Annotated in this window: 17 protein-coding genes; 1 reads left to right on the top strand and 16 read right to left on the bottom strand. The window is 37.1% G+C overall.

The genetic code is table 11. The annotated features are described in order from the left end of the window. Positions 1–261: 261 nt before the first annotated feature. Positions 262–1,128 carry a helix-turn-helix domain-containing protein gene (locus CLV62_RS12820; protein ID WP_146212740.1) on the top strand — a complete coding sequence of 289 codons (867 nt, stop codon included), beginning with the start codon at positions 262–264 and terminating at the stop codon, positions 1,126–1,128. Positions 1,129–1,193: 65 nt separating this feature from the next. Here the strand turns inward: CLV62_RS12820 and CLV62_RS12825 are convergent, their stop codons facing one another. The 16 genes from CLV62_RS12825 to CLV62_RS12900 form a co-directional block, all read right to left on the bottom strand. Then, the gene (locus CLV62_RS12825; protein ID WP_110311180.1) at positions 1,194–3,527 is read right to left on the bottom strand and encodes an alginate lyase family protein; all 2,334 of its coding nucleotides are present in this window, start codon (positions 3,525–3,527) and stop codon (positions 1,194–1,196) included. A gap of 29 nt (positions 3,528–3,556) precedes the next feature. After that, positions 3,557–6,205, bottom strand: a complete 2,649-nt coding sequence (locus tag CLV62_RS12830; RefSeq protein WP_110311181.1) for a glycoside hydrolase family 2 TIM barrel-domain containing protein — start codon at positions 6,203–6,205, stop codon at positions 3,557–3,559. A 202-nt stretch (positions 6,206–6,407) separates the two neighbouring features. Beyond that, positions 6,408–6,941 carry a hypothetical protein gene (locus tag CLV62_RS12835; RefSeq protein WP_110311182.1) on the bottom strand — a complete coding sequence of 178 codons (534 nt, stop codon included), beginning with the start codon at positions 6,939–6,941 and terminating at the stop codon, positions 6,408–6,410. A gap of 10 nt (positions 6,942–6,951) precedes the next feature. After that, the gene (locus CLV62_RS12840; protein ID WP_110311199.1) at positions 6,952–8,652 is read right to left on the bottom strand and encodes a RagB/SusD family nutrient uptake outer membrane protein; all 1,701 of its coding nucleotides are present in this window, start codon (positions 8,650–8,652) and stop codon (positions 6,952–6,954) included. 14 nt (positions 8,653–8,666) lie between these two features. Beyond that, the gene (locus CLV62_RS12845; RefSeq protein WP_110311183.1) at positions 8,667–11,777 is read right to left on the bottom strand and encodes a SusC/RagA family TonB-linked outer membrane protein; all 3,111 of its coding nucleotides are present in this window, start codon (positions 11,775–11,777) and stop codon (positions 8,667–8,669) included. Positions 11,778–12,031: 254 nt separating this feature from the next. Then, on the bottom strand, positions 12,032–13,684 hold the full coding sequence (locus tag CLV62_RS12850) for a DUF6377 domain-containing protein (RefSeq protein WP_110311184.1): 1,653 nt from the start codon (positions 13,682–13,684) through the stop codon (positions 12,032–12,034). Between the two features lie 84 nt (positions 13,685–13,768). Beyond that, positions 13,769–14,137: a DUF1801 domain-containing protein gene (locus CLV62_RS12855; RefSeq protein ID WP_110311185.1), complete on the bottom strand. Its 369-nt coding sequence runs from the start codon at positions 14,135–14,137 to the stop codon at positions 13,769–13,771. Positions 14,138–14,233: 96 nt separating this feature from the next. Beyond that, positions 14,234–14,689 carry a GyrI-like domain-containing protein gene (locus CLV62_RS12860; RefSeq protein ID WP_110311186.1) on the bottom strand — a complete coding sequence of 152 codons (456 nt, stop codon included), beginning with the start codon at positions 14,687–14,689 and terminating at the stop codon, positions 14,234–14,236. Positions 14,690–14,731: 42 nt separating this feature from the next. Continuing rightward, complete coding sequence (locus tag CLV62_RS12865) at positions 14,732–15,454, bottom strand: helix-turn-helix transcriptional regulator (protein ID WP_110311187.1); 723 nt, start codon at positions 15,452–15,454, stop codon at positions 14,732–14,734. A 21-nt stretch (positions 15,455–15,475) separates the two neighbouring features. Beyond that, a complete protein-coding gene (locus CLV62_RS12870; RefSeq protein WP_110311188.1) occupies positions 15,476–16,009 on the bottom strand; it encodes a GNAT family N-acetyltransferase in 534 nt (177 codons plus the stop codon). Positions 16,010–16,230: 221 nt separating this feature from the next. Next, the gene (locus CLV62_RS12875) at positions 16,231–17,031 is read right to left on the bottom strand and encodes a hypothetical protein (protein ID WP_185144266.1); all 801 of its coding nucleotides are present in this window, start codon (positions 17,029–17,031) and stop codon (positions 16,231–16,233) included. A gap of 78 nt (positions 17,032–17,109) precedes the next feature. Beyond that, the gene (locus tag CLV62_RS12880) at positions 17,110–18,288 is read right to left on the bottom strand and encodes a Type 1 glutamine amidotransferase-like domain-containing protein (protein ID WP_110311200.1); all 1,179 of its coding nucleotides are present in this window, start codon (positions 18,286–18,288) and stop codon (positions 17,110–17,112) included. Between the two features lie 234 nt (positions 18,289–18,522). Further along, complete coding sequence (gene bla, locus CLV62_RS12885; protein ID WP_110311189.1) at positions 18,523–19,266, bottom strand: subclass B1 metallo-beta-lactamase; 744 nt, start codon at positions 19,264–19,266, stop codon at positions 18,523–18,525. Between the two features lie 22 nt (positions 19,267–19,288). Beyond that, a complete protein-coding gene (locus CLV62_RS12890) occupies positions 19,289–20,176 on the bottom strand; it encodes a HEPN domain-containing protein (RefSeq protein WP_110311190.1) in 888 nt (295 codons plus the stop codon). 85 nt (positions 20,177–20,261) lie between these two features. Continuing rightward, the gene (locus tag CLV62_RS12895; protein ID WP_110311191.1) at positions 20,262–20,828 is read right to left on the bottom strand and encodes a DUF2867 domain-containing protein; all 567 of its coding nucleotides are present in this window, start codon (positions 20,826–20,828) and stop codon (positions 20,262–20,264) included. A gap of 74 nt (positions 20,829–20,902) precedes the next feature. Beyond that, positions 20,903–21,964, bottom strand: coding sequence for a hypothetical protein (locus tag CLV62_RS12900; protein ID WP_110311192.1), 1,062 nt, complete (start codon positions 21,962–21,964; stop codon positions 20,903–20,905). Positions 21,965–22,204: the final 240 nt, after the last annotated feature.

Here is a 22,204-nt window from a genome sequence, read left to right on the forward strand (position 1 = left end):
TCATTAAATACTTTCTTTTACTTACTAGAGCTAAAGAGGGGATGAATTATATGATACAAAGTTAAAACATATAGATATTATTGATTGGCGAAATCAGCAATAAGAATAGTAATAATCAATCATTTTGATTTAAAAATTAAGATTAAATATCTTTAAACGGTATTCCTTATTTAGAATTGTTCTATATTTAAGGTTGTAGCTATTGATGTTGCCTTTGTACTGTGCCACCGCAATAAGGTGTAATATATAATCCTGTTCAATGTGAAAAAGCAGAATACACACGCTCATAATGAGAATAGTAAAAGAATGGAATGCTCTGATTATTTCTTTATAACTCCTCTTGGAGATTGTAAGGAACAATCACACCTTGATACATCCCTACGTAAAAAAGAGGCTTATGAAATACTTCTTGTAACGAAAGGTTTTCTTGTCAGGGAATCTAATCCGATACAAATCCAGATAAATCCTAAGGAACTGCATGTTTCACTACCCGGACAAATGACTGCCTTACATCCGTTATCGGATATCGTGGATGGTTTCTATTGCTGTTTTAGTCCTAAGTTTCTGGATTGTATTCATATAAAGAACAGCTTGGAATACGAACTTTCATACATCAATAGTTTTATGCACCGTTATCCGGTCAGGTTACCAGCTATTGCTTTTGAGCGGATATCGTTTTGCTTTGAAAGTCTATCTAAGCTATACAGTGAAGCGAATGTAGATTATCAGCTGATCAGAACATACATTACAGCAATTATCTACGAAATAAGAAAAATTCTGTCAGAAAGTACACTGGATCCTTATCCTTCAAAGTCTTTTAAAATATCGAAACAATACCATGACCTTTTGATACAAAATATAAGTGAGCATCAAAATCTGAATTTCTATGCTTCATTATTGAATATAACCCCCAATCATTTAAACAAATCGGTCAAGCAAACTACAGGTAGAACAGCAAATACAATTTTAAATGAAATCAGAATATTAGAATCTAAGGTTCAATTGAAATATTCGGATACACCCATTGGTGATATTGCCCTGAATCTGGGTTTTAATGATGCTTCTTATTTTACCAAATGCTTCAAAAACGCCACAGGTATAACTCCTTTTGAATATCGGAATACGTAAAAAGAGGAATGCGTAAAAGCACTCCTCTTTGTATATCGTCTAAAGCCGTAAAGATGCCTGTAATCTCAATATCCGGTTTTGTTATTTTCCATATTCTTTTTTCTGGAGAGAGCTTCCAGAAAATAATAATCGGCATATACAATAGGTGCATCTATTTCATCCGATTTGGGATAATTACCTGTGGAATGCAATAACAAGAAGCCTTGTGTTGTACCCTCCTGAGCCATATAATTATCTATTAAACTGCCAAGTATCGTATCCGCCCATGTTATGTATTGCTTTTTATTCGCACTGTATTCCGACAGTTCATATAGAGCAGAAGCAATAATACAGGCAGCAGAGGCATCTCTCGGAGCATTAGGAATGGACGGATCATTGAAGTCCCAATAAGGAACCAGATCCGCAGGCATATTAGGATTAGAAAAGACAAATTTAGCGACCTGCTCTGCCAATTTCAAATAATCGGCATTCTTGGTATATCGATACGACAAAGTATAGCCATACAATGCCCATGCCTGACCTCTTGCCCATGCAGAAGGATCAGAATATCCCTGATGAGTCTGTTTCTTTTCGACCTTCCCCGATATGGTATCATAACTAACTACATGGTAAGATGAGTAATCGTTTCTGAAATGATTCTTAAGAGTCGTTTTAGCATGTTTATCCGCTATATCATAATATTTTTTATTGCCTGAAGTTTCCGCTGCCCAAAACAAAAGTTCCAGATTCATCATATTATCGATAATCACGGGAAATTGCCATTTGTCACGATTATGATCCCACGAACGTATAGCGCCAATCTTAGGGTTAAATCTTTTAGATAAGGTTTCCGCCGATTGTAAAAGGACTTCCTTATAATGATTATCGCTTGTCAATTTATAACCGTTTCCGAACGAGCAGAACAGCTTGAATCCGAGATCATGGGTACCTCTATCCATTTTCTCTCCTTCAATTAACAGGGATTGTCTATTCGCTTTTTCTTTCCACTGATTTTCCTTTGTATATCCATATACATACCAAAGTGCTCCCGGAAAAAATCCCGAACACCAATCACGGGGTGATACCATTCTCAGGCTTCCATCTTCTTCTACAGTACGGGGATTAACCAGATTCTTTTTATCAGTCATAGATAAGGCTTTAGCCATGCATTGAAAAGCATAATCATATTGACGGGTAGTGAACGCAAAAACCTCATCTATTACATCCGGAGCACCGAAGAGGAGTCTGTTGCGATCCGTCATTTTCTGTTTACTGTTTTTTTTGTACAGAGCCAGATAATTCTGTTTCGATGGGTCTAAATCAACAATCCTGTAAAGATCTTCACACAAGGCTTGTTGTTTTTCGTCCCAATCGCTTATCTGTTGATAGGGAAATTCCGAAACATCTTTTCCTAAAAAGGAGCTAAGATAATCAACCGCTCTATAGAAGCTTCTGCCGTCAGGCGATTCTATTTTATGCAAATCCTTTCCGAAGTGTTTCGCGATTGCAAACATATCGATCATATGACGAATATTATATTCGGAATAACCGAAGGCTAAGGTTCTGCGTAATTCTTGAGGCTGTTTTCCATCAGGTTCTATTTGTGTAAACATACGCTTTGCGGGGAATTCATCTACAACTCTTTTCGCCCCCTCATTATTCCCTGAGAATAAAAAATAAGTTGCAAGCTGTACATCGTATGCCAAACCGTGATTATTCACGGCATTACTCTCCCCGATACCTTGTTCACTGGATTCAAACCATTCGGTAAATTCACTAAACCATTTTTGCAAACCGTCTTTGTCCTTTTGAGTATAGCTCTTAGACTTCTCGAGAAGCTTTACACTATTCAACATATCAACAAATGAATAGGTATCAATTAGCCCTGTAGCACGCCCTTTCGACTCATTTAGTCCGGGTATGAACTGAGCATAATTAAGATTAGGATTCATCTTTGTCTTTTCATTCAGAAACCAAACACGAAGAAACTCAACGGCTTTTTCAGCATAACGCTCATCGCCGCTAAAAAAATAAGCAATCGACAAAGTACTTACAGCACCAGCCATCTCCCCCAAAGGATTTCTGTCATAGTTTTCCAATTCGGGATTAGACTCTCCATCCCTATGCGTATAAGGCAGTCCGTCTGCTTTTGCAGGATCAGGCCAAACATAACGGCTAAGGCTTACATAGTCGTGCCTGTCTCCACTCGGAGGAATCGGCTTTTTATCCAATACAGATAAAGGTTTCTTCTGCATAGCACGATCTGCATCTTGTAAAAGCAACCTGTATGCACTCGAATAAGTGAGTGAATTAATATCGGCTTTTACAGATGTCATTTTGTTGATATCCCATATCCATTGTGCATTGGCTGTAGACATCATCCCTATTAAAACAAGGAGTAGAATATACGTTTTTTTCATAGATTAACAGACTTAGGTAGTCAAGATACTTATAACTTTCTAACTTTTAAAGTATTTACAAATGATTTTCCTGAAAAAGATATAAACTTGATTTCAATACAATTTTGATCTCCAACTTCGATGATGAATCTTTTCTTTTCAAGCCCGTAAAACCCAGAGTTCTTAGACGGATTCATTTTAGATTCAACGACTTTACCATTGATAACAATATCAAAGATATTCTCATTTTCGATAGTGATTTGTGTGCCTTCACTCAAATCATAAACAACTTTCTCTTTAGGTGTGAATATATCGGAGAATGATAATTCAACTTCATACCTGCCTTCGGGAACATCAAAGCGATACCGATCCGGCGACTCCCGTAAACTTTGATACAAAGGATTATCGGCAGATCCTATTATCTCACCTTGTGTCTGATAAGGTTTTCCTCCAATATAGCCCCAACTTCCGGTAGTATATTCTCTGTCGGGCAGCCAAGTCAATCCACTTTCCGAGGATGTATAAAAAGAAGTACTACCTGCATTTATAGCTAATTCCAGAGATTCCAGATTTTCATTATCCAATATTTCAGGTATTGAATTAAAAGAGACCGATAAGGCTGTTTCTATCGGCTTTCCATCAAATACTCCTTTCGCTGTAAAGAAATTCTCTCCCGCTATAAACGGAACCTCCCAACTAGCTGTGTGATTTCCACACTTCTTCATTCCAAGAGATTTGCCATTCTGAAACAGTTCGATCTCAGATAGATTGGAATATACTTTCAAAGGTTGAATACACGATTCTCCCGCTTTGGATACACCTGTTCTCTTTTGCCAATCTTGAGATGCAATATGAAGGACAGGAATATCTTTCCTGTAAAAGGCTTTGAAGAGAAAATATACATCTTTGGGCGTTCGATCCGAATAGACCAGACCTTTATTATTGATCCTGGGCATAGATTCATCACGCAAAGCCGAACCGAAATCAATAAAGTTCCAATAGGTAGCACCACTTACATACGCCTCTTTTTCGATCACCGAAAGATAATGCTCTATATACTCCTGTTGGTATTCCATACTAAAATCAAACCGTTTTGGAGTTAACGAATGTATACGCTTATCGGAACCTGCTCCGTATTCGCTCACTATCTTAGGATTATCGGGATGTTGTTTTTGTTGCTCTCTCAGGAATCGTTCGAACCCTGTAAAATCATCAGAATACCAGCCCTGATATAGATTCCATCCTACGACATCCACGATACTATTAAATCCGGCTTTGTTGTACGAATCGCTTCCATGAAAAGCCATCACACTAGGGCGGTATCTGTCTTCCGATTTCAATACTTTTTCGAGGCGATTTGCTAAAATTAAAGCTCTATCGGTTGCCACTTTAAGAGCCTCTCCCTGAAACTTCCGTTGTGTTACCAGTAATATTTCATTCATATATCCCCACATAATAATGGATGGATGGTTATAATGCTGGCGAATCATTTCCCGGAGCATATTCTCACAATTTTCCGTATAATTGGCATCTTCGGGAACAATATCTATAATCGGTATCTCCTCCCATGCCAACAATCCCAACTTATCGCATTGTTCGAGTATGGCATCATCTTGCGGATAATGAGAAATACGGATGAAGTTTATCCCCATTTCTTTGATCATCTGTATATCACGCCTGTGCATCTCATCTGTCAGAGCATTACCTATCGGTTTTTGATCTTGATGCCTGCATATACCGTTTAGTTTATAAGGCTTCCCATTGAGAAAGAAACCTTCCTTTCCATCGAATTTGTACCAACGAAACCCCGTATTATTACTAACTTTATCTAATGTCTCTTTCGATTTTGCGTCAAGAATAACTGTTTCAATTGCATATAAATTTGGATTTTCAGGCGACCATAGTTGTGGTTTTTCTATTTTACCCTCATAAGAGAATTCATTCTTTGCATTGGGTTGAAGCGAAACTGTACTTTTATCAGTTTTGACAACATTTCCTTGTGGGTCTTTTATTGTATGGATCACTTGTATCTTCTTTACCTGTGATTCATCATTCCTGATTGCGCCTCTTACAGTGTAAAAAGCTGCTATTGCAGAGACATCTTTCGTATCGATGAATACGCCATTTGAACCGAAATCGGACAAATCGAAATGTTGCTTTGGTGTGGTAATTAACCATGCATCCCGATATATTCCTCCGAAGAATGTGAAATCTCCCGAAACAGGAGGGACATCTGTCAGTGAATTATCGACCTTGACAGATATCTGATTTTCCTTTCCGATAAAACAATAAGGTGTAATATCAAACGTAAAGGAAGTATACCCCCCTTTATGTTCTCCTATAAAATTGCCATTAACATAAACGGAAGCTACTGTATTAGCTGCATCAAACCGAATAAAAAGTTGTTTGTCTTTATAGTCCTCTCCGAGGTAAATATTCTTTCTATACCATCCGACCCCTCTGTAGTATTTCTTATCTGTATAAGCATCGCTATTCCATGTATGCGGAATCGTTACTCTTTCCCACAGCTTATCATCTGTACTAAGTTGGGCGGCTTCGGTTATGTCTTTTTTAAGGAATCTCCATCCGTCATTTATAGTTTTTATATCCCGTTGTGCATTGGCTGCCAGTGAAAGCAGGAATAAATGAATGGATACAATAAGCAAACGGAAGAGTGGTGTCGTATAAGTTTTTTTCATCACAGAGTTTTTAAAAATTAAGGTCTCAAACCTTTTTTATATTTAGGCAAGTATAGCAACTTTAGCTTGTTATAATTCGAAAATAGTTCGTTAAATACGCTTATTTATTTAAAAAAGAAGAAAGAGACAGAACACAAACTGATAAGTGTTGATATTCTGCCTCTTGCGGACTCAGCTATAAAAGAATCCGATAAGAACCTCTCTACTTTTTAATATTTACTGTTACCTTATAATTTTGAGTGAATGATCTTACTTCATAATCTTTTGTAATACTATTTGTGGTATTTGTATACGAGATTTTATCATTCGGATCAAATGTATGAACTGTAAATGATCCTACCGAAGCATTGAGAGCTTTTACATATATATTCTTCACTCCTTTTATTGCCTGAGGCCAATCGGTCGTGAATGCACCGTTTGCGTCGGGTTGTAATATATTACCAGCCTCATCTGTTATTTGATAATCGGTTCCACGAATCAGAGTACCCGATACATAATAGTAGGTTACTACATTATATGAACGGACACGTTCGCTATGAAACTGAATCGGGATAGTTAGCATTTCTCCTTGTTTCACATTGAACACTACATCATTCGTCCAACCTCCCCAATCCTCAAAACCTATATAATAGACATGTTCCATCGCAGGTTCGCCGCCACCCCAATCATCATCACCGCAACTTGTAAATGTATGACATGCAGCAATTGTCAATAATATTAATAATATCTTTTTCATACTTCTTCTTTTACCAATTAGGATTTTGAGTAATATTTCCTTTCGAAAGAGCAACTTCATTCAACGGAATGGGGTACAGATAATCTCTTTCGGGATCAAATCTGCGATTTTCTGCCATCTCTATCACATACATATCAGACTCACTGTATACTTGTTTACCTTTGAGTTTACCCGTAGCATCTGTGAGCCTGTCTTGTATATCGGCACGGGCTTTGTTAGTCTCCGAAGCAACAAACTTAGCACCTATAATATAGGTAGGCAGTACTTTTTCAGCTATTTTCCAACGAATAATATCATCATAACGGAAACCTTCATCCAGTAATTCAACAGTTCGTTCACGGCGAATTTCATCGATCATAGTCAAACCGTTAGCCGTAGCAAATTCATTTGTAAGCTTCACGTCAAAACCTACCCTGTCGCGTAATTTATTGACTGTTTTATTTAATTGGTCGTCAGTTATAGATCCATTGTGCTCATACAAAGCCTCCGCATATGAGATCAATATCTCTCCATAGCGGATGATCGCTTTATCTATAGTCTCTTTACCTACGGTATTCCATTCTGAATCTACATAACCTTTCTTTAATGAATATCCATACCCATGCTGGTTAATAAACGGAATGTATGGTGAATTTTTATAAGACAATTCACGTATACTATAGATCGTCATTTTTAAACGGGGATCTCTATTGGTTAAAGCGTCATCGAAGCTTGTCTCCGGAGATATTTTAAGCGGTGATTTTTCACGAGGTAATCCATCCTTGTAGAGGAATAAATCGATCATCTGCCGTGTAACCGAATAAGTGTTTTCCATCGCCCGGCAATTACCATGGACTGCAGTTCCCGCACCATTAGGCCCATATACCTTCACGAAGATATTTTCCAGATTTTTCGATCCTTCTCCTTCAAATTTGAATAATTTGTCAAAATCAGAATAAAGATCATGTCCTTCCTTCATTAATAATTCTGCAGCATCGATAGACTTTTTCAGATGTGCTGTATAACCATTACCCAACTTATGGTACTTAACAAAGGTTCCCTCATATAATCCTATGCGAACTATCATCCCTAATGCCGAAGAACGGGTAGCCCTTCCCCAATCCTTTTCATTTTTAGCTAAGGTGGCTCTGGTTGGCAACCATGTTGCTGCAAACTCGAGGTCTTTGTAGCATTGCTGAATAACTTCTTCACGCGGGGTACGCCCCGAGTAGATAACAGGATCATTAGGATCGTCGAACGACTTTAAGATTAAAGGGATATCTCCATACAATTTTACTAACAGGAAATGATAATAAGCCCGAAAAAAGTAAGCTTCAGCCAACCACCGGTTTAGGACAGCTTCCTCTAAAGCCGCCTTAGGAGCTTTTTGCAGGATATTATTAGCTGTAAAGATGTGGATATACGGGTCAGTCCAATCGTTCCTTGAGGTGGAAGGAACAGTACGGTTTCCGGCCGAAACTCCATTGGCTGATGTTTGCACCAGTTCATCGGAACGACTGTCATGGTAAGTTTTACCTGCGTCTCTATCATTTGGATTCGACATATAGGTGAATCCCGCTAATTCATCGTACATACGGTTACATGCCCCACGCACATCGGTCTCGGTTTTCCAGAAACCCTCATCCGTTAAACTGGTCTCCGGAAGTTTTTCTAAATCACAACCCGATAGGCAGATAATCGAAACTATCAGAAATAAATATATATTTTTCATAATCATATTACAATTTAGAATGTTATATTGATACCTACCGACCAAGTACGGAAAAACGGATAATAATTTGCCTCCGCTTTATCTTTCACTTCAGGATCAAATACCGATAAGAGGTCTGAATGTTCCCAAACATCATCGCCGGAAATATATAGCCTAGCCCTATCTGCGATTTTTTTCTTTATAGGTAGATTATATCCGAACTGTACATTCTTGAGGCGTATATAAGCTGCATTTTGCACCCATTTGTCTGATGGTTCGTAATTGAAAGCATTCCCACTATATAAACGGGGCCAGAATGCATCTTGATTATCTTCAGTCCAGTAATCACGATGGATCGTCCATGGCATATTAGCTGTAGATTGAAACGGTGCTATTGTACTTGTATTAATTACGATTTTACGTTTCCCGACACCTTGCCATAACATCGAGAAATCGAAATTCCGCCATTGCAATGCAATATTCATTCCATATAGATAACGTCCGTTAGAATTACCCATATAAACAAGGTCTCCGGGGTCTTCCGGTGTACCGCCACCGGCACTAATAGTATGGTCGGCTTTCCCCTGTGCGACATATTTGATGTCTCCCCCGCTTACATTGGCATCATTGAAGGATTTGTAACCCGGATTAGCTTCTTTATAAGCAAGATATTCTTCGCGGCTCGACCAAAAACCGTCTGTCTGGTATCCCCAGATTGTGTTTAGCGGATACCCTTCGAGCTTATCTTTTGATCCTGCCGATATAGTATTGGTTCCACTCAGTTTTACAAGCTTATTCTGGCTATCCGAAAGATTAAAACCCAGTTGGTATTTTACCTCTCCTACCTTATCTCTCCAATTCACCTGAAACTCCCATCCCCAGGTTTTAAGCCGTCCGATATTACCAAAAGGAGATTTTACTCCTACCAGATTAGGCAGGTTGTATTCAATAAGCATATCGTTGTTGGTTTTCCAATAATAATCTCCCGTAAAGCTCAACCTGCTCGATAATACATCGATATCAATACCCAGATTGGTAGTTGAAACAACTTCCCAAGCTTTATCTTTTGCCGCAAGTCTCTCTTGGTAGTAGTATTTACTACCCATAAGTGAGCCGTCTTTAAGAAGAGGCAGATAATCATAAAAACCAAGAATTCCACCAATACCCAGTTGCCCCCATGACGCTCGGAATTTCAGGTTATCAATTTTCTCTACATTGAACCAATCTTCTTCATTAATACGCCACCCTACCGAAAACGAAGGGAAAGCTTTCCAGCGATTACCGGGTGCTAAACGCGAACTCCCGTCATAACGAATATTGGCTTCAAATAAATACCTGTCATCATAGTTATAGTTTATCCGTCCGAAATAAGACATCATACTCCAGCTTTCCACTAAATCGCTTAATTCCGCATTTGTGGCTAAAGAAGAATCGAAAGCATTAAAAGAAAAGAAGTCGTTTGAATTTAAATTTTTAGCTATACCTTTCATCTGATCTTTTCGATAAACCTCATAGGAGGAACCGGCCATGATATTAAAATTTTGTTTTCCTATTTTGAAATCATAATAACCAAGTGCCTCAAAATTATCATGGTAATCATAATATTTAGACTTCTCAAGTGAATTGGGGTTGTTCTCCTGAAAACGGATAGTTGTACCTAGCCTGTTATACCAGATTAAAGTCCGTTTTATAATTTCTCTGCTATTATAAACTGACTGGCGGGAGGCGTTCAGTTGAAAACGAAGCCCTTTAACTATATTGTGTATAGTTAGTTCGGCTCTTCCCATATATGCTTCCTTCCGTTCGATATCGCTTCCCCCGTTTCTCATCAGATCAATCGCATTAACCTGCAAATCGCCGTTGTAAGGGTTAGTTTTAAAGTTGATATCTTCTTCCGGGTTATAGATAGGTTGACGTCCTCGTACCCGATACAAACGTTCCAGAATTTTCTCCGATCCATAGGGGTTTGCTTCGGTAAACTGTCCGCTATAACTGGTATTTATCCCGAGACTCATGTATTTATTTAACTCAGAATTTAGTTTAACTCTAAAATTATAACGTTGATTTTTATCAGGTCCGTACTTCAGTATCCCGTTTTTAGTGAAGAAACCGGCTGACACAAGGTAATTCAGTTCCTTTGTTCCGCCCATAATCGATACACCATGGTTTTGCTGCGTTGTATGATCACGTGTACCTTCAGCAAGCCAGTTAGTCGACTGAAAGAAGTCCCAACGCCCATCCGAGTTTTTAGGACGGTAATTAAAGTTAGGGTTACTCAACCACGATACTTGTTCTTCATTAAATTCAATTCCTGCTCCCGAGTTTACACGGGAGTCATTAATGAATTTTTGTTCTTCCCACGCAGGCAAGCGTTCGGGCATAAGTCCCGGTGTATTTACGGCAAAATATCCATTATATGAGATATGCACTTTACCTTCACCTCCCGATTTGGTCGTAACGAGAATTACTCCCGCAGCTGCCCGTGCTCCATAGATAGAACTGGCGGCAGCATCTTTCAGTACCGAGACACTGGCTATATCGTTCGGATTCAAAAGATTCAATTCGCCTTCCACTCCATCGATGAGAACTAAAGCTGAGGTTTCATTAGCTGATGAGAATCCGCGAATACGCACTCCCGCAGTCTCCCTCCCGGGCTGACCGCCGGTTCGTAGAACAGCTACGCCCGGCATTTCACCTTGCATAGCCGATAGTACATCGGATGCCGATTTATAGGCAATAGTAGAACCGTCTATAGCTGCAACAGATCCGGTAAGATTCACTTTCTTCTGTGTTCCATAACCTACAACGACTACATCCTCCAACATTTGGGAATCTTCTTTCATCGTTACATTTATCTGGTTTTTGTTGGCAGTCACCTCAACGGGAAGATACCCGAGAAATGTAAACACCAGTGTAGCTCCTGTTTTTGTGTTGAGAGTATAGTTACCGTCTATGTCTGTCAGTGTTCCGTTGGTTGTTCCTTTCTCATGTACTGTAAGCCCGATTAAAGGTTCTTTCATCGTATCATCTATAACCCGTCCATGAACAGTTATAGGATTCTGAGAATAGAGACTTACATCAAAGAGAAGCAGAAGAAAAACGAGGAAATAGTTTTTCTTTAATCTTCTTAAGAGATTCTTTTTCATGAATAGTAGATTTTGATTTTTGTTAACTTTTCAGAGGTGGCCAACTCTTCTTGTTAACAAAAATAGACGGAATGGCATCCTTCCACTCGGGCAAGTGGGTAAATAGTGAATTTTTTCAAAAAGAAAAAGGACGTAAACTGTTCTTATATTGAACCTTACAACATTCGGTGGGAGCGTAAAAAGTGGATCGTATATAAAGTGTATACTATCCGGACTATCTATTTAATAGAAAAATTGAAGATAATATGGATTTATTACCTTGAAAAAGTACCTATTTTACGAACCTGATTCTCAAAATCGCTTCGATAAGTTTTTGTTTTATTTTTCACTTTAGCACGATAATTATAAATTGTATTTACCGAGTAATCCAAAAAATTGGCAATTTGAGAACTATCACTAATTCCCAATCGGATAAGTGCAAAAATACGTAGTTCAGTATTTAACTCTCCATTTTTTAAAATAATTTGTTCTTCGGGTTGAAGCAATAAGTTAAATTCCACTATAAAATCGGGGAAAAGATGCAAGAACATAGTATCAAAGTTGCGAAACAACTCTTTAAGCTCCTGTTCTTTCAAATTGTTATTTTTTGTAATCTTATATAATTCATCAATTTCCCGATCTTTGATTTTACGGTTTACCATTTTACGGTAATCGTCTATCTTATCTATGTATTCTGAACATTGATGAAGAAAGTAACTGATGTATTCCTCTTTTATTTTATTTGCCTCTACAACTTCCATATTGGTTCTCTGGAGTTGCTCGTTTACATTTTGTAATGTAATATTGAGATCTTTTAATTGTGTATTGGATTTTTCTACGTGAATGCTCATCCTCTCTACCCTTTTCATTTGTTTATAGATAAAAAGAATCAATATAAACAGTAACACCGACAGTACACTTATATAAATCAGATAAAGTTCCAGTTTATCCTTTTGGTGCTTACTTTTTTCATGGTACGCCTGATCTATTATAGTCTGTACATTTAATATCTCCGACGCACGCAGACGAGTATTATACGTGTTGGCATTACTTAAAGAGAAGCGGATATAATCGTATGCCCTGTTTATATTTCCTTCTTCGAAAAGGATATTAGCCAGCATCGAAATGGCTGCGTTATCTTTTATTACTGATTGTACATCTGAAATTGCCGACCTGCATAAGTATTTCTTTTGGTTAATTATATCCTGTTTTTTCTGGTATAGTAATGATCGGTGAAAAGTAGCCAGAGCATATTCGCCTTTACCTGCCTGAGTGAGGTTTAATCGCTGATCGTTAACCTTAAGAGCTTTATCAATGAGACCTCTCTCTCTAAGAATCGTTTCTTCCAGATTCAGGTATTCGGGCGATTTACGATCTAATATCTGTAACAAGGTATCTACATATGTTTTATGTTGTTTCCAATACTCACCCTTACTTCTTTTATTTTGTGTATAAAGAGCCAGTCCACCATAAATATTTTTGTAGGATATATAATATGCTGCTGTTTGATTTCTATCCAACTCATTTTTGGAAACTTTAGCAATAGCATCAAATGCTTCACAATACATTCCTAACGATGCACACAAACGGGAAATCGAGATATTGGTTTCATTTATTTTGTACGTATCATTTAACAAATAGCTTATATCCAGATTTTTGTTAAGATAACAAAGTGCCGAATCCGACATATAAGACCTGTACTCTTTGTATAGCAATATGTTAAGAGAATAGATATCCTTCATTGAAAGACCGGACTGCTGTTTGTCTTTTTTCAGACCTTTTATCCGGTTTTCTTTAATCTCTATATAAGTTTGATCGTGCTTAATTTTATTATCTAAAGCCCTTAATAATGAATCGAGTTCATTCTCTGCATATAAGGAGCTAATGCCCCAAAGAATGAGGGCAAGAAGAACAAATATTTTTTTCATCTTTTATCTGGGTAAGGTTATAAACCCATTTCTATCAGGTTACCAAAGATAAAGATAACAAAAGAGATGACAATATAATATAATTCAGCCGCGCGTAATATTTTTGTCTTTGTGTAATGAGAGTGAATCCCGTAGAATTGTACCTATCGTTTCCAACTCAATATCCTTAGTCGGATCAACTAATAAGATCTTCATCTTTACCCTATTCTCTCTGAGTAGTTGAGAATGATCGAGTAGTCCGCCATTTTCAATGCCAATATAGGGTTGTTTGAATTTCTTGTGTATCCAAAAATAACAAAACGGCTTGTTGTTATAGTAGTAGAAAGGCAACTGATATTTCCAAGCCTCCGAAATATTCTCGTCAAAACCGAGAATATACTCTCGCAGGAATTGCAGGCAACTGTTAGTTTGCTCATCATGCTGTAAAAAGAATTCATCAATAGGTCGAAGCATAAAATCGATGTTATTAGTTATTCAGCTCTTCCAACAAAGGTGAAGGATACTTTAAGATATCCCTCACTTGGTAAAACATTAAATTAGATTAAAACCTTACTTAACAGATATAAAAATATCAACCTCTGCACTCTCCATATCCATAGATCTCTCTCCATATATTTCGAAGTCGGCAAGGTAAGCTCTATCCATGTTCGATTGCCAGATCTCTTGCCATTTCTTAAGGACAATGTCATCCGATAACTTTCCTTTCGCCGTGAATTTCTCATAATTGGCAGTTTCGATAGTTAAGCCTACAAGTCCCTCAGGTATATTATCCAGACTACTCACTTTACAACCAATAACCGTTGTATAAGGTTGGGTAAAATCTCCTTCGTATTCGGTATATATTCCATAAACGTCATGGCTTACTCTATTCGGTATTTTAGAATCAATGTCTTCTGACATAAATCTCACCCAAAGCTCGGGAATGTCTTTTGCCGCCTGACTTCCTTCATTTGTTGTTCTTACTGAGATACCGATAATGTAGAACTTTTCAATCGTTGTTTTCATTTTCTTTCAATTTTTATGATTCACTGCAAAGAAAGCCCATCGTTATGACAACCCTGTGTCAAGGGTAGCCCGATGTTTTGCTTTACATTCTTCAAAGTAACCTTGAAAACTGAAATTATGAGGCTCGAAGTTTTCCGGCAGTATCTCCAGTTCTTGAATTCTGTCTAAACGAAAGGCTCTGTTTTCTTTTCGCAAACGGCAGTAAGCTATCAGTATCCAATTTTCCTGCGTGCTATATAAAGCCAGAGGTTCAATTATTCGTTTTGTAGTATCATCAACCTCTGAAGTATACGAAATATGTACTAATTGAACGTTGGTGATTGCCAACTGTAGCAAAGATAAATAATCGCTTGTAGTCTTTCCTTCGGAGTTATTACGGATTTGAATACGCTCCGACAGTAGTTCGGCTTTGTTTTTTGTATTATGCTTTAATACTGCCTTTATTTTAGTGATTGCCTCTATATAGTTCTTTACAAACGATTGATCTTTATTCGTTTTTACTATCTGCTCTGCTGTAATCAAAGCATTGGCCTCGGTCTCGGTAAACATAACAGGAGGTATAGCATAACCTTGCATCAGCGAATAGCCTTTGCCCTCCTCCGTCAGAATAGGAACGCCCGACTCTTCCAAAGCTTTAATATCACGATAGACGGTACGGGTACTTATCCCGAACTTATCGGCTATGAATTTAGCGGTGATAATCTGACGCGATTGCAGCAATATCAGTATTGCGGTTAAGCGGGATAAGCGGGAGGTATCTTGCATTGCTTATTTCTATTATTAGCGTTAGTATTGCTGTGGAGTGACATCATAATAACGATATAAAGGATGAACCAATCCTGTAGGTTCATAAAATTCAGTAGTGAAAGTTTTAAACCCGAGCTTTGTCAGTAATTTGCGAGACAACTCATTTTGAGGATGATGCCCTGCAAATACATTCCTTGCTTTCAATACTTCCAAAGCATAATTCAAGCTGAATTTGGCTGCTTCCGAAGCATACCCTTTATTCCAGAAGGCAGGAAGAAGCTGAAATCCCAATTCATAAATATCCGTTTCTTCATGATAGGGTTTCAAACCACAGCACCCCATAAATTCTGAGGTTTCGAGGTTATAAAGTTTCCAGTACTGAACTCCATATAATTCATGGTTTTGTATTTCCCTTGCCAATCTTTCGGCTATTTGTCCGGAAGTATATGTTCCCGTAGCAGAAAGCAGTTTCATTACATCGGGGTGACTCCACAGAGTCGTTGCCGCCTCGGTGTCACTTTTATCCCATACGGAAAAACCTATTCGGTCGGTCTTTAAAATATACTGTCCCATAAAGCTTTACTTATATAATTTACCTCTTTTCGGTAGTCTTAAAAAGGTGACATCGGTTACACTTCCTTATTATACCCGTCTCTTTTGTCACCTCTTATTCTCAGATATTTACCTCCCGAAAGGTTACAAAGGTAACAAAAGTGACACTTTTTCCGGCGTTTTATATTGTTACCTTTTTATTGAGTGTACCCCGTTATTTTAGTAAAGATAAATATATGATGTCATTCAGATTCCGGAGTTTTACGGTTTTGATTATATGAAGGATAACTCTCTGAATCCGAACTTATAGGTTGTTTATCGTCAGAATCTAAGTCTATTCCTTCCTCTTTCAGTTTAGCCCTGACGTATAAACGCCATAACCAGAAAAGCCCACCTAAAGGTATTCCAAATGACCAGTAACAATTTATATATCCTGAGAAATTAAATCCAATCCCGAATAAAAATTGAAATGTTAATAGCTTCAATGAAAATCCATTAACTGCCGAATATACTATAGTAGGAGCATTTAACAAAATTACGGCTATATATTTTATCCATTTCTTTTTTAAAGAGCTTCGCTTTATCTTAATGATTACATATATATTAAAGATAGGAATGCATATAACCAGTACTCCCAAGAACCAAAACCCGAGCATGGAGGGTATAGGCTCTTTGATATTAAGTATATCTATCTTTGAAATTTTATGGGTATCATCCACAAATAAAACTTTGAAAACCCCGAAATCTTTTTGATTGGAAATCTGAATCGTTACTTCGGTCATACCCGGAGGAGTATTTTCGGACTCTATTGTAGATATTGTTTTTCGAGAGGTCAAAAAAGAATAATTCAGATCAGTACCAAATCGATCAACTGTGTATTGCCTGAAAGTTGACAATATACTTTTTAAAGAATCTGTACTTATACCTGCATTCCTGTAATCTTCAGCAACAAGGTACTCTATACTTGCATCATAATCTTCTTTAAACAAACTCTCGACAAAACCTTTAGTGGTATCTTTATATGTGAACGCATTAGTAATCATATCACAACCTGTTAAGATACAGGAAGTCATCAGTATCAAAAAAAAGTGTGCTGTATTTTTCATTAGTATATAATAAATTTATTGATATTTCTCATTCAATCTGGTCATATGCATTTTGGCTCTTTCCCTGAAAGATATTTCGGCTTCAACAGGCGTATCTCCTATATCTTCTCCGGCACTATGCCATACATTATCATGTTTATAGAATAGAGATACACAGTAAAAATCATATTCCCGTTTATTAATTACGGCAGCCAGTGAATGGTCATAAACCAATATATCCATGATCCGGGTGCTATTTAATACCTCATTCAATTTGTCTTCTTTCGTAACCCGTTTAATAAAAGACACAAAAGCCTTTGTAATATCGTTTTGATTTTCAGATAAACATTCTGTTATGCCTTTATTTATTTCTATTACCTCGTAATCACTTTTCGAAAGAGCATCCTTATTTACCAAAAATTCAGATTGTAACTTTTCTATTTCTAATTTTCCTCTTTTTGACGTTATGTAGTATGAATTATTCAATTCATTTTTGCTTACAGCTTCCACGAACTTTCCATTTTTGAATAATAAACCCGATAAATCATCGCACGCATAGCCTGCCTTTATTTCTTTATTTAAGATTTTACGATGAAACAGTTCTTTTCTTTCTTTTTCTTCATAATGAGGGCAATTGCTGTATGGCAAAAATCCTAATCCATCAACAATACTTATATCAACAGGTCTCGAATCACTCACCCCATTCTCAAACCAGCAAATTGAGCCGGCACTTCCCCCTGCAAGAATAATTCCTTTCTTTAATGCTTTTTGCAGGATTTTATCAATCGCCTGAGCTTTCCATATCGCCATCATATTCAAGGTGTTTCCTCCGCCAACGACTATGGCGTCCATACTTAATAGTATATCTTCAAAAGGAATAGTATCAGTTTTAGAACTAACCCATACTTTACAGATATACGGGTCAATGGATAAATTTTTGCAGATAGACTCCCAATACTCAATAGATTCTTTACTATCGGCACTGGCTGTCGGTAAGAAGCAGATTCTGGGATCGGGTTTATTTGTCAGATCAACAACATACTGAATAAATTTTTTATTAATGTCGCTGCCCCAAACAAATATAGTCTGTTCGGGATTTGCCTTACTTCGTAAATCTTGCCCGACAACCGGATTTATAGTTACGAATGTAAAAAATACAACCAAAAATAGAGGAATACATCTTTGGAAATTCAAGGATAAGGTTCTTTTTTTCATAGTCATCAGAAATATCGAGGTTTACTTATATAATTTTCCCCTGTTCGGTAGTCTTAAAAAGGTGACATTGGTTACACTTCCTTATTATATCCGTCTCTTTCTTCACCTCTTATTTTCAATCCTTTACCTCCTGAAAAGTTACAAAGGTTACAAAAGTGACACTTTTTCCGATGTTTTTATATTGTACCTTTTTTCGGTTTGATCCATTGTCTCAGTAAAGATAAATAAACAGTACTATTCTTCTAATAATTTCAAAGTATGTTCTATTAAATCAGCCCCACCAATATTTCCATGCCCGGGAATGACAGTTTTAGCTTTAGGAAATCTTTTTGCTATTCTCTTTACTGTTATTGGCCACGCTTTAATATCAGCATCCGCAATATTTCCCAAGCTTTTGGATTTTATATCTTTAAGAACATCTCCTGCAAATAGAATATCTTCAGTTGGCAACCATACTTCAATAAGATCTATAGTATGACCTCCCCCGAAATAATAACATTCTACAGGAATATTTTGGAAATTAATCGAAAGAGAATCTGTAAAACCATATTGAGGCACAGGTAGGTTTTTCTCCTTAGCAATATTAATGGTTCTTTGACCTGCATAAGATTTCACATCTTCGCTTTGCAGATATCTTAGTCCTCCCATACAGTCTTCATGCCAATGGGTGGGAATAATTGCTGTTATTGTCGCATGCAACGAATCTTTTATCCAAGAGGTTAGTTCTTCTGTTTGCTCATCATTCCAAGGTGTATCGATCATCAAAGCTTCTCCGTTTTTAACCAATAACAACCCGTTTGCTCCGACCTTACCCCAACTTTTTGTTTGTAAGTAAGATATATGAAGATATGCATTATCCGATAACTTAATCAGATCAATGTCATCCGAGATTCTTATGGTATCAGGTTTATTTTGCCCTAAAATAGGGAGAACCAGAAATTGTAGTATTACGATAACTTTTAAAATTCTTGCTTTCATTTACTTTTGTAATAAATCTAAATCACTCTACCTTCCCGTACTCCTTAATTTTTGCTTCACAAATACGTTGTGTAATATCTCTCAGTAGTTCCACTTTCGGAACAAGAGCATCGATATCCTCTTTGGTGACTACAAAATCGGGATCGTAGCGACCATTCACATAAGCAGCCTTAATAAGTTCAAACAGCCGTTTTTCTTCGGGGGTATCTTGTGGAAAGACTTTGATAAACTCGACTGAATATTTCTTTACCGAGTTTAATAGCTTTGTGAGATTATGTTGCTTCGGATTTTCTAATGTAAAAACTAAACGGATTGCATAAATATAGTTTTCACAGGTTTGGTGAAGATGAAAAGAAGCTAGTTTATATTTCTCTTTCTCATAATTGAAAATGGCAGTTTCAAAGAAATCATTAGCATATTCAAATTTATCTTTGAAATATTCTTCTGCCTGTTGTTTTATTTCATCAAAATTAAGTTTTCTCCTTCGAGCCAATTTGAACTTTCCGCTGTCGTATAGTACAACCCCTTCTTGTTTTATTTGGGTATAGAAATATCTGCCTTCGTTCAGATACTTATTCAGCTTTTTCATATCATCGCTGATAAACTGAACAGGTGGCTGCCTATCAGGATCTTTCGCCCGATCGTAGTACAAGTCTTCTATATTACTGAGGGCTTTGATTGCTACGCCATCCGAAACTCCGCTTGTTACAACCAATATATCGTAATCGCTTACATAAAACTGTATTTTACCAAACTCATACTTTTCGTCATACACCACATAATCATTACGGGCATAGCTGCCGAAAAGAATTATCATTTCTGTCTGCTTAATCCGTGTCAGGATAGATTCAACAATATAATGCAAATCCCGCTGATTGGCTGATGGTAAATATGATATTGACTTCTTCATTTTATCTGAAATTTGGAAGTAAATGTATGAATTTTTATCCAACAATTTAACTCACTAAAAAGGTCTGTAACCCTGAAAAGTTAACTTAACCTTCATTGCCATTGTTCTCTATTTGCAATACAATATTCTCTAATGACTTTCGAACTATCAGTTGATGAATAGGTTTTACAGGCAGGAAGTAAAGTTTTCCGAAGAGATTATTAAACTTTACAGCAGTCGTTATGCTCAATATTTTATTTACTTCATTTCCCGACGATTCAAGCAATAATGAAACCCTTACATTCAGGTGGGTATCATCCTGCCCCAGTACAACTTCATTCTCTCTTTTATAAAATAGTTTGAAGATACCATGCTGACTGCCCAACTCATATCGGGTATCGTCAGGTTGTTCCGAAAAATCAGTAATTTGATCTGCTGTTTTTAATCCGAATGGTTTGACAATCTTGTCTCGTATTCTCAATAAACTATTCGCCCATTCGGGACCGCTCGATGAAAACAATTCAGCTATGGGGATTATATCGTTTCCTTTTTCTTTTCCTGAAAATGAACTTTGAAAAGAATCTATATAACCAAAAGAGGCTTCCTCATCTTTTAAAATAGAATGTTCGGGAACCCCTGTTTTTCGTATTACTGTTTTATTCATTCGTGCCATAATAAATAATTATTGAAGAAATCTTTTCCAGCTAATCCATAACTCCCGACGTGATGCAGTTGATATTTAAGACCTTATTCACTCAGGTATTTTTCGTATGCTTTTATCAACGCTTCTTTTTTAACAGTATCTTTTACTAATTCGTAGATGGGTATCAGACAATCCCTATTTCTGAAAGCTACTAATGTGAGATTGTCATCGGTAATGGTATTCCATCCGTTAAATATAATTCTTTCACCTTGATAGTTGGTAATATCTACCATCCATGTGTTAGGATTGGGGCGTGTGCCGTCTACTACTTCTATATACAGATTCTCCTTTAATGGAGGATCGTTTTCAGGTGCACTTCCCCAAGCCGAAGGACCCTGTGAAAAATATTTGTGCGTATTATATAAAAACCAGGAATAACTATTCGAATTTTCATCTGGGGCATAGCGATACAGATAATCCATTCGTTCTCCGACCTTTATACTGCTCAGTATGTGTGTACCGTATATTTTTATGATCTCTTCGGCAGATTTTGTTTCCAGATCGGCTTTGAAACCATCTGTCAGATATTTCGTCTGGAACCGCTCCTTCCTGTAACTCGAAAAGAAGAAATATAAATGGTAGACTACATTTACCTGAGAAGTGCCCATATAGTAATATGATAGGTTGGGAAATGACGAATCGTTTTTGAAAGGGGAATCGAATTTTTCTTTAAACAGATTCTTATATTTGGAAATCTCAGCACTGCTGAATCCTGCATTTTCTCCCAGAACTTCCAGACACTCCTGTCGAGTTCTTCCTATAGACCATTCGGGTCCACTCGAAGTACTTTTGAAAAAAGTTACAGCATCTTCATCTTTATCATATGCCTCTAAATCTATAACCTTATTTCTGACGGCGGAAGGGTGGGCATATTTACCCGTAACATCGTATCCGTAACCAAGCATGAAATACGTATCCTTCATTCCCTTGTTATCCCATGCAGCAAAGGTTGACGACGAAAGGTCTTTACCTGTTTTATATGGATTTTTTTTATCTTCTCCATTACTGTTTCTATTAGGATCGGGATCACCGGTGAGGTCGTCGCCGTCTGAACAAGATACACATGCTAAAACCAATACAAATAGGACAGATAATAATTTTTTCATAATATAATTTCAATGGTAATAATCAAAAATAAACAATACATCTGACAAACAGCCACTTTCAGAGTCTGTTTAAATTTTATTCAACAATAATTTTATAGATGCAATTTTGACCATTTCTTCGGCAGAGTCAAAAGTTGTTTCATAGTTTCGGCATAACCTTCTGTTATAATCAAACCATGCAAAAGTAGGCTCAATGACCCAACGCTTTTTAATTGGTCTAAACCCTTGATTCTTATATCC

Source organism: Indolivaga alginatilytica (genome assembly GCF_003201355.1).
In the GTDB taxonomy this organism is placed as follows: domain Bacteria; phylum Bacteroidota; class Bacteroidia; order Bacteroidales; family Dysgonomonadaceae; genus Dysgonomonas_A; species Dysgonomonas_A alginatilytica.